We start from the raw sequence: 9,418 nt of genomic DNA, 5'->3' as shown, positions 1-9,418 counted from the left end.
ATCGCCAATGGCTGGCCAAACAGCGCTATCGAGGCGCTCATGCCTTGGAACTACCACCGCTGAACGGCATCAGCTACCCGCTTACGGTACAGGTAGGCATTGTGACGGATCTTCGCCTTCTTCTGGGCGCTGGTGGGCTGATGAAGGGCGGCTTAGGGTCATGATTTCCCGCTGCAATGACCGATGAGTCACAGACGCTGCATTTCGCGCTAGACCGCAACTGCGGTATTCTCGATCATACGCTCAGCCATCCTATTCGCACCTCGTTGCCGCCGTTCGCCGCACCTATCGATCGGAGGCCTTCCAGCCTCGCGATAGCCGCGCTATGTGGCTGCACACAACCTGACGACGAACAGGAGCAAGATTGGACATAGAAGCCAGCACAAGATCGCCCTCCCCCGGTCCTTGCTCGTTTTCATGAGAAAACAATCGAACTGAGTGCTGCGGGGATAGCGAGGTCGATTTGGCCCACTTCAGAGCGAAGTCGGCCATAAGCCATTGATATAATTTTGGTGGGCCCTGAGGGTGCTTGGAAAGTCAGAAATATCAAAGGCTATTCGACAGTGGGACTGTGTTGCGTTACTATGCTCTCCGGTCTTTTCCGGTTGATTTGTCCCACCCTGATGCCGATTGCGGTCATTCGCCGCTGCCTTGGTCAATTCCCGATTCCACAAGCATCCGGTCCTGAGTGGGCAGACGGCCTTCCTAGTGGTAATTAGTCAGCGACACGTTGACCGTTCTCGTCATGCGGGTGAAATCTACGTTCGACCATATACGTCGTCGAAGCGAACGATATCATCCTCGCCGAGATAATCGCCGCTCTGCACTTCAATGATCACCAGGTCAATTCTGCCTGGGTTCTCCAGCCGATGCTTATGGCCGCAGGGGATGTAGGCTGATTGGTTTGTCGCCAGGAACAACTCCTGCTCGCCATTGACGATTTTCGCGGAGCCGCTGACCACGACCCAGTGCTCCGAACGATGATAGTGCATCTGCAGGCTCAGCCGCCGACCGGGCTTCACCTCGATGCGTTTGATCTTGAAGCGCTCGCCTTCCTCAAGAACCGTGTAGGTACCCCACGGCCGGTGTACCGTGCTATGGACCAGGTGAGCTTCATGTCCTGAAGCCTTGAGGCCCTCGAACAGCTTCTTGACGTCCTGAACGCGGTCGCGGGATGCGACAAGCAAAGCGTCCGGGGAATCGACGATCACCAGATCGCTGACACCGACCGTGCCGATGACGCGCTTGTCGGAGCTCACATAGCTGCCGGTCGTGTCGACCATATGCACATCGCCGCGTATCCTGTTCCCGCTTTCGTCGGGGGCGATCAAATCGGCCATTGCGTTCCAGGATCCGATGTCGTTCCAATCCATGTCGCAGGCAACCACGGCAAGTTTGTTCGTCTTCTCCATGACAGCGTGGTCGAGCGAGATTCGCGGGGCGGAGCCGAAATGCTCAGGCGCGAGTTCGATTTTGGCAAAGCCTTCGCCTTGACTGAAGCGCCCGTTCTCGTAGCTGTCGGAGGCGGCCTGGATCACCGCGGGGCAATGCGATGCCATCTCGTCGAGCATGGTTTGTGCGCTAAAGCAGAAAATGCCGGCGTTCCAGAAGAAGCGCTTGGACGCGACATAGGCTTTGGCTGTGTCCAGATCCGGTTTTTCAACGAAACGGACGACTTTCTCACCATCCGCTTCGATATAGCCGAATGCCGTGTCCGGTCTGGTTGGGGTGATGCCCAATGTGGCGATCCGCCCGAGCTTCGCATGTTCGATGGCCCGGCACATGACGTCTAAAAATGCAGGCAGGTTGCCAACCATGTGATCGGCTGGGAAGACGCATAGAATCGCGTCAGGGCCTTGCGTTGCCTTGGCATGGATGGCGGCTGCCGCAACGGCTGCGGCCGTATCCCGGCCTTCAGGCTCGAGCAAAAAGGTGCGTGGCAGGACCACGGAATCTAGTTCGTCGAACTCGTCCTTGGTAAGGAAGAGGTGTTCCCCAGATGTCACGGCGACGAGTTCCACTACGCCCTTTATCGAACCGACGCGCAGCACAGTGTGCTGAATGAGAGAATGTCCATCTGCTACTTTAAGGAAAGGTTTGGGGTGCGATTGCCTCGAAGCGGGCCATAGCCGCGATCCGGCTCCACCGCTGATGATGACGGGAACCACTTTCATTAAACAACCTCGATTTCGTCTCTGGACGTCATTGCCCGCGCCCTTAGCGTCAGCGTCACGACCGCCGTCGCTCTAGGATGGTCTTGCGGCGCTCCGAGTAACAGCGAAGTTCTGGCGCGTTGCCGGACGGCCGCAGATGAATGATCTCGTCATTCTGTATTCGTGCCCTAAGGCCGTTGGTTTCATCGACGTCGGCAACAGTCCCGAATGGAGCCAAGAACTGCTGCAGTGTGTCCGGATCCTCAAGCCTGCGGATCAAGCTGAGCAGCTGCGGGACATTTAGCGTATGCCATGGCCCGCCTCTCGTGGATTGCGGTCGATGTCTCTATGCCTGTTCGTTCCATTTGCCGAATTGCCCAGGTAGCGGTCTTAATCAAGATGAGAGACTCTTTGGCTGCCTTCTATCAAAATCAAACGACTTGGGTCCTTCAGATCGAACTCAATTACCCGCGGTACGAAAAGGCGTGCATATCGTGTAAAGGCGCTCGTCGGAGGAAACCGAACTACAGTATCGCAGCGCCCGAGAAGATACATCTCAACGAGGGCGGAAATTGCGCCGTCCATCCCAAGTGCTGCAGTGTGTAAGGGGCCGTCTTGATCGGATCGGAAATGCTTGGGGACGGTGAGAAGATCGGGAAACTTGGCCGACAGATGATCCAGGATTTGCGCGCTGTCCGTGCACAAGAACAGCCGCACAGGCTTGGGGTGCGGCAACGCTTTAGCCTTATCAACCGCAGTGCACACTTGTCGAACGGCGAACTCCGGATCGGCCCAGTAGGGCGCATGGTCCATGATGTCTTCACCGTTACCATGTCGAACATGAACCCCGATGATGCTGTGCCCCTCAAAACATTCTTGGTAAATGGCATCTATGCGTGTTTGAATTTCAGACCGAGGCTTGACACTCTGGAAGACCTGCCGCTCGGCATCCTCATCGCAGCGCCACATCAAGCAAGCGTCACACACTACTGTGTTCGCTTCGACATCGTGTTCGGCCTGAAAGAGCTCGCCCAACTCGTCGCGCTCTTGGAAAATCTGCTCATCTGGGCGGTAAAGGCAGTCGATCGCTGGCCTATTCCACCACTCCGGGAAGAATGGACCCGGGAAGGAAAAGTCGTTGATCCGGTCGTCGCAAATAGCCGGTACGCCAGCGATGTCATTGATCGGTTGGAAGAACACCGGAAAGGCATTTGTGAAGGGTTGGTCGAGATAGCAGGACCCGCGCCAGTCGACGGCTAGCGTTCGTCCCGACCGCTGAGCGTAGCGCCAAGCGGCCGCCAGCGACCACAGACAATCACCGAACCCCGTACGCCTCTGAGAGACGACGAACCTGCGCTTTACCAATCCACTGACCTGCATTTTCGGAAATCTCGTTTCAGAGACGAGGTTGCATCTGACTTGGGATCTCTTAATCGATACTAGTCGACCGTTACGCCGGGCGATTTGGTAGAGGCTGCGCGTGGGGCAGAAGAGCTCCTCAGCACTGCCTATCCTTATCTCTGTGACGCTCGCAAATCTTGACGCCGGGTACACTCGCTTCCGGTTTAAATTCAGCGTTCTCTAATGCGCCCGGCGACATGTGTAAAATTGATTGCGTGAATGTGGCCCATCCATGTGATGGATACTAAGGCGTTCCTTGACCATGAGCCTCTGCTGACGTGGGGCCGCGCTTTGCTAAGCGAAACAGCCGGTCGAGGCAGTCCACAAAGTCCCTTTTTCAAGTCCAATTCTTAACTGCCTCAACGTAACATGTCATTTGCGGGCGTTTCCTGAAGGACGGATGTGCAGGACCCGCCAGCCGTCGAATGTCAGGCGCAGGCCATCCACGTCATTTATGGCCATCATGGCGTCCGGTCCCATCGAAAGATGCGACACGGCGCCCTCTGACGCTTTCAAGTGCGCCAACATGGCGCAACTCCTGCCGGATAGCTTTCGAGCCGGCTGGACTGAGCGACTGGCACGCGATGCTGTGCGACGATGGCCGGGAGAGGAATTTTGGCGTCTGCAGCCATGTGGAGGATCGTTCCGACGGTTCTGCGGGTTCTCGGTGTCAGAGCGGACACCTGTGCGAACCCGCTCTCGTCCGTTTTCGACAGGCCCTTGAGGTTCATGACCCTGTTGTTCGCCGAGATCACCCGCCAGTTCAGCGATCCAGGTGAAGATCGGCACGCCTGTCGATGCGGCGATCATCGCCTCGGCCAGCGAAGATGATGAAGAGGGCCATTGGGTCAAGTACAAGCGCCGACCAGCGTTTCATTGCTTCAAAGCCCATTTCGGTGCCTACGCCGATACGGCCCTTGTCGAGGAGATCGCCGTCACGGCGCCCACACCGAGGACGGCAACGCCGTTCCTGATGCTCTGCCCGACAATCCCGGCGAAGTGTTTGCCGACAGCGCCTACCGAGGCAATCATCTCGGCGACGCGGTGCGCGCCAAGGGTGGAAGGCCGCGCATCGTCGCAACCGCTATGTGGGGGCGCGACGAGGCCGAAAGCTCGACGCATGGAACCAACCGATCCACAGAATTTGTACTCGGATCGAGAAGATCTTCGGCACCTGTAGCCGGATGCGATGGCGAGGGCTGGCAAAGGCGGCCGTTCAAATTCGCCGCACTGCGATCGCCTACAGTATGAATCACAGTTTGATGGTCGCCTCGTCCCGCCCATCGTTGAAGCCCAGCCACCGTTTTCGGGCTAGCGCGCCCGAAATTCCTTGGAGGTCAATACGTAATGCCCTACCCGGCTTTTCGCCGCCGTCTCAGATGTGCGGTTCGCCCAAGCCCCCGACTGCCACGAACTTTGTCTTCGCGCGGAGCGAAACCTCGCGCCCACGACTTTGTGCCGCCGATGGTGCCGCGCTGCCCTGTCAAACAATCCATTTTATGGATGCACCTCATCCAAACAATCGATTTCACTGATCAAAACAATTTCCATTAGAAGACGCTGAAGCAGGCAAAGATTACTTGGTCAGCGCAAAAGAGGGATGGTGGAGTTCTAGTGTGGGTTGGACCCACATGCTCGCCATTTTATCTGGGAACTGCTACGTGCCCTGTTGGCGCAGGGCAATACGATTCCACTGGCCACCCACTTCGTGGAAGAAGCGGAGCGGCTGGGCAACCGACTGTGCGTGCTTGAGAACGGATGTAGAATCCCAGAAGGGCGTCCTAACTCGCTGATTGATGAGCAAATCGGGTGCGACGTGATTGAAATCTATGTCGCTCACCCCGTGAGCTGAGTTCGGCACTCAGGCCGCATGTGCGACTTAGGCAGGTTAGCGGCGAGACTCTGTTTTGCTATGCCTCGAAGCAGGAGCAGGTGTGCTCGCTGGCTGACACTGTCAATGACGAGCTCCGCGCCGCATCTGTCGAAATCCTACCATAGGGTATGAGGCGGGCCGCCGGTGTGGCGAGCCAGATTCGAAACTTCAACTACCATAGAGCAGGAAGAAAATGGGCGAGAACAGGAAAGTTGCTCTGGTTACGGGCATAACGGGACAGGATGGTGCCTATCTCACGCGTCTTCTGCTGGAAAAAGGCTACGTCGTTCATGGGATTAAGCGACGTTCCTCTTCCTTCAACACGGGTCGCATCGAAGACATCTACCAAGACCCGCACGATCCCGATCCGCGCCTAATTTTGCATTACGGTGACCTCACTGATGCGACTAATCTCATCCGAGTAGTTCAGGAATCCCAGCCAGACGAGATTTACAACTTGGCCGCTCAGAGCCATGTCCAGGTGTCGTTCGAAACGCCGGAATACACAGCAAACGCCGACGGTATCGGAACATTGCGACTTCTTGAGGCGATCCGCCTTCTCGGTCTGAAGGACAAGACCCGCTTCTATCACGCCTCGACTTCAGAGCTCTACGGCCTCGTGCAATCCGTACCGCAGAACGAAACAACGCCCTTTTATCCGCGCAGCCCTTACGCCGCCGCCAAGCTCTACGCCTACTGGATCGTGGTCAACTATCGCGAGGCCTATGGTATCCATGCTTCCAACGGCATTCTCTTCAATCATGAAAGCCCACTGCGCGGCGAAACTTTTGTGACGCGCAAGATCACCCGCGCCGCCGCTGCTATCTACCTCGGCAAGCAGGACAAGCTTTATCTCGGCAATCTCGATGCTCAACGCGATTGGGGCCATGCGCGTGAGTACGTGCGTGGTATGTGGATGATGATGCAGCAGGATCAACCGGATGATTACGTGCTGGCGACGGGCAAGACGACCCCTGTCCGCCAATTCGTCGAATGGGTTTTCAAAGATGTCGGCGTCGAGCTCGAATGGCGTGGTGAGGGAGTCGACGAAAAGGGCTATGATGTCGAGACCGGCAGATGCCTAGTCCAGGTAGACCCACGCTACTTCCGCCCCACGGAAGTCGATCTTCTCCTGGGCGATGCCACCAAGGCGAAGGAGAAGCTCGGCTGGGTGCATGAGACATCCGTGCGCGAGCTCGCCGCGGAAATGGTGCGGGAAGACCTCAAGGTCATGCAGACATCGGTAATCATGAAGGAAGCATAATGTACGATCTGAAGGGAAAAGCCGTGTGGGTCGCGGGCCACAAGCATGGTGGGCAGCGCTGTTGTAGGCCGCCTCGCGTCTGAAGACTGCAAAGTTATGGCCGCCCTGACGTTTCCCCCAAATTTTATCCAGTCTTGAGTTCGTTTCCGCGGGTGGATTTGCCCTGATGGCCAGTGGACGCGACGGGTGCTGGCGCGGAGCGTTTCACGTTGCGCAGCGCGAGCGACCGTCGCGGGTTGAAGGTCGATGCACATTCGTTGGGTGTCTGCCATCCGATGTGCGAGTGCGGACGCGCGCCGTTGTAATCGGCGCGCCATACATTGAGCCTCGCGCGGGCCTGGGCCAGGGACGTGAACCGCGTCTCGTTGAGGAGTTCATCGCGAAGGGGGCCGTTGAAGCTCTCGCGTTAGGGTCCTAGCCAACCTCCGACTGTGAACTCGCGGAAGCGATTTACGGCAAGCGCACACAGCAGCTCGTCCACGGCGTTCGTACATGAAGTTTGGAAACTTATAATACTGGTACACACCTCCATGGGGGAACATTATCTCCAATATCTCAGCGATTACCGGATAGCTATCTGCCTTCACCTACCTCGGCCTAGTGCAGAATCTTGGCCGAATGAACTCGGCGCTCTTGCTGCACACCAATGGTCCGTCCCGCGCGAAGTGCGATCATACCGCCGCAGCTTACCTTCAAATCCGGCACTGGCGAGGATCTAGATCCAAGCCGACGGCGCCGGGGATCAAATAAAAAGCCGCCGACCGAAGCCAGCGGGCTTGATTGGGATGGCCCGCGCGGACGGTCAAGGCTGCGCCGGCCGACCATGGCGGAGGGACCACCTTGGTCAACGGCACGGCCCGATGACGGCGTGCCGATGTACCACAACATGCGGCGAGATAGAGCCTTCCGGCGTCGCGGAAAAAAAGCCCGCCGGTTTTGAGCCAGCGGGCAAGTTCTGGAGTGGCTGAGATCAACCCAGCATCAGTCAACGACCGGCGGAAGAGTTGGTTGCAGTGGATGCCAGCTAGCCGCAGCATGCTGTGAATCGTAGCAATGTGAAAAACAAAACTCTGGACTTCTAGGTCGGACTCGCCCCAATATTTGTTTGGGGGAATTCACATGAAAATTGGAGCACTCATCGCAAGTGCAGCCCTGTGCGTCAGCGGCTGCTCTACGAGCACTGTCGTGTCGGACAGCGATCTCACGGCAATGAATACCGTTGCGCTATGTCACGTTCTCGCCAGCAGCACGGACGAACAGTATCGTAGTCGGGTAGCGGCCCTTCTAGTGCGCAGGCGCGCAACAGCAGAGAAGTGCACCAGGCTTGTGAAAACCGACAATGCTGTCGCGACAGGAATAGCGGTCGCGGCTGTCGGCGGCGCAGCTGTGGGTGTCGCTGCCAACAACGGCTATGGAGGCGGAACATATTACCGGCCACCGCCACCACAAATCTATGGCGTCGCGTGGGACCAATTCTATGGCCAGAACTACAACGTTATCTGGCGCTGCCGCGACCGGTCCACCGGGCGGTTCGTTGACGATTACTATTGCGCCGGCCTGCCCATGGTCGACAGCGCATGGCCGGGCTGGTCGGCGTAGCGGATGAGCAGGCCATACCGCAAATATCGATCCAATCGGTGGCAGAGACCCACCGGTGCCAAGCTGTGGCGGCGCCAACTTGCGAGCGTGCCGGCAATGCTCAGTCTTACGGCAGCGGCGGCAGTGGCTGCCTTCCTGGCGCCGTCGGGCGCGCAACGCAGCGACGATGCATCAAAGGCCAGCCCACGAAGGGCGGCGCCCGCCTTGCTTACCGGTGTCGCATCCGTCATTGACGGCGATACGATCGAAATCCACGGCCAGCGCGTCCGCTTCAACGGCATCGACGCGCCAGAGAGCCGACAGCTGTGCCGCGATGCGAATGGCGCCGAGTATCCTTGCGGCCGGCGATCGGCCGAAGCGCTGGACACTTTCCTGGCCGCGTCGAGGCCGCTCGAATGCACATTCGTGACGTGGGATCGCTACCACCGCTTTGTCGGCGATTGTCGGCGCGCCGACGGCACGGGCGTGGCCGCCTGGATGGTCCAGCACGGCCAGGCGCTGGATTGGCCTCACTACAGCCAGGGCGCCTATGCGGGGCAGCAGGCGCAAGCCCAAGCCTCAAAGATCGGCCTGTGGGCCGGGACGTTTCAGGCACCCTGGGAATGGCGCGCTGCGCACGCCGACGGCGCGGCGCCGTCGAGCCGCCCACTGGGCATCATCAGCCGTAAGCTGGTCGCGCAGAGCGGCTATTCTTGCGAGCCGCGGAGAACGTGCAAGCAGATCGGTTCCTGCGACGAAGCCAACTGGTACCTGCAAAACTGCTCATGGGGCGGAAAACTCGATCGCGACAAGGATGGGATCCCATGCGAAACACTCTGCTAGCTGAAATGCGCGCTACGGCCTGTTCGGCTTTCCGCTTACACCGATCTAACGAAGACCATGCATGGGCGGCGCGGTCTGCTAACCCCATTTTTTGACGAGGTATTCTATATCTGAAGGGCAGAAAAAGTTATTGCGACAATAGAGAGAAGACGCCTTAACTAAGACTTTCAAAACCGTTAAGTGTATGCTGCCAGGCGATCAAGGCGTGATGTCGCCCTGTCGGGGGGGGGCGAGTAAAATGCAGACTGTGATGAGTCAAAAGCTGGCAAGCTATGGCCAGTGGACCTACCGTGGTGCCTGGGCCCT

Annotated in this window: 8 protein-coding genes and 2 pseudogenes; 5 read left to right on the top strand and 5 right to left on the bottom strand. The window is 58.0% G+C overall.

Translation table 11 applies throughout. From position 1 onward, the window contains the following. Positions 1-758: 758 nt before the first annotated feature. The 4 genes from NKI16_RS33470 to NKI16_RS33455 form a co-directional block, all read right to left on the bottom strand. On the bottom strand, positions 759-2,174 hold the full coding sequence (locus tag NKI16_RS33470) for a mannose-1-phosphate guanylyltransferase/mannose-6-phosphate isomerase (protein WP_352479100.1): 1,416 nt from the start codon (positions 2,172-2,174) through the stop codon (positions 759-761). Between the two features lie 55 nt (positions 2,175-2,229). Further along, on the bottom strand, positions 2,230-2,391 hold the full coding sequence (locus tag NKI16_RS33465) for a hypothetical protein (RefSeq protein WP_352479197.1): 162 nt from the start codon (positions 2,389-2,391) through the stop codon (positions 2,230-2,232). A gap of 152 nt (positions 2,392-2,543) precedes the next feature. Beyond that, positions 2,544-3,533: a nodulation protein NodZ gene (locus tag NKI16_RS33460; RefSeq protein ID WP_352517223.1), complete on the bottom strand. Its 990-nt coding sequence runs from the start codon at positions 3,531-3,533 to the stop codon at positions 2,544-2,546. A 393-nt stretch (positions 3,534-3,926) separates the two neighbouring features. Next, on the bottom strand, positions 3,927-4,082 hold the full coding sequence (locus NKI16_RS33455; protein ID WP_352483792.1) for a hypothetical protein: 156 nt from the start codon (positions 4,080-4,082) through the stop codon (positions 3,927-3,929). A 247-nt stretch (positions 4,083-4,329) separates the two neighbouring features. On the opposite strand from NKI16_RS33455, the gene NKI16_RS33450 reads away from it, so the two are divergent. The 3 genes and pseudogenes from NKI16_RS33450 to gmd all read left to right on the top strand — a co-directional run bounded on the left by NKI16_RS33450 (position 4,330) and on the right by gmd (position 6,691). Continuing rightward, entirely contained in the window at positions 4,330-4,734 is a 405-nt protein-coding gene (locus NKI16_RS33450; RefSeq protein ID WP_352924705.1) for a hypothetical protein, read from the top strand. Between the two features lie 438 nt (positions 4,735-5,172). Next, positions 5,173-5,489: pseudogene (locus NKI16_RS33445) on the top strand (nodulation factor ABC transporter ATP-binding protein NodI); the annotation flags it as partial. A gap of 131 nt (positions 5,490-5,620) precedes the next feature. Beyond that, positions 5,621-6,691: a GDP-mannose 4,6-dehydratase gene (gene gmd / locus NKI16_RS33440; protein ID WP_352924703.1), complete on the top strand. Its 1,071-nt coding sequence runs from the start codon at positions 5,621-5,623 to the stop codon at positions 6,689-6,691. A 124-nt stretch (positions 6,692-6,815) separates the two neighbouring features. Here the strand turns inward: gmd and NKI16_RS33435 are convergent. Beyond that, positions 6,816-7,094, bottom strand: a pseudogene (locus tag NKI16_RS33435) (integrase core domain-containing protein); the annotation flags it as partial. Positions 7,095-8,017: 923 nt separating this feature from the next. Between NKI16_RS33435 and NKI16_RS33430 the strand changes: the two are divergent. Together NKI16_RS33430 and NKI16_RS33425 are read left to right on the top strand one after the other, a co-directional pair. Continuing rightward, positions 8,018-8,290: a hypothetical protein gene (locus tag NKI16_RS33430; protein WP_352797380.1), complete on the top strand. Its 273-nt coding sequence runs from the start codon at positions 8,018-8,020 to the stop codon at positions 8,288-8,290. Positions 8,291-8,413: 123 nt separating this feature from the next. Next, on the top strand, positions 8,414-9,112 hold the full coding sequence (locus NKI16_RS33425) for a thermonuclease family protein (RefSeq protein WP_352797378.1): 699 nt from the start codon (positions 8,414-8,416) through the stop codon (positions 9,110-9,112). The last annotated feature ends 306 nt before the right edge of the window (positions 9,113-9,418 follow it).

This window comes from Mesorhizobium sp. M0698 (genome assembly GCF_040320455.1).
GTDB lineage: Bacteria > Pseudomonadota > Alphaproteobacteria > Rhizobiales > Rhizobiaceae > Mesorhizobium.
Note: the sequence above shows the minus strand (reverse complement) of the source record. Positions and strands in the feature narration are given on the sequence as shown.

Excerpts from the sequence above, each read along its gene's own strand:
- gmd (WP_352924703.1), top strand. The coding sequence starts at position 5,621 with ATGGGCGAGAACAGGAAAGTTGCTCTGGTTACGGGCATAACGGGACAG.
- NKI16_RS33455 (WP_352483792.1), bottom strand. The coding sequence starts at position 4,082 with ATGTTGGCGCACTTGAAAGCGTCAGAGGGCGCCGTGTCGCATCTTTCG.
- NKI16_RS33460 (WP_352517223.1), bottom strand. The coding sequence starts at position 3,533 with ATGCAGGTCAGTGGATTGGTAAAGCGCAGGTTCGTCGTCTCTCAGAGG.
- NKI16_RS33470 (WP_352479100.1), bottom strand. The coding sequence starts at position 2,174 with ATGAAAGTGGTTCCCGTCATCATCAGCGGTGGAGCCGGATCGCGGCTA.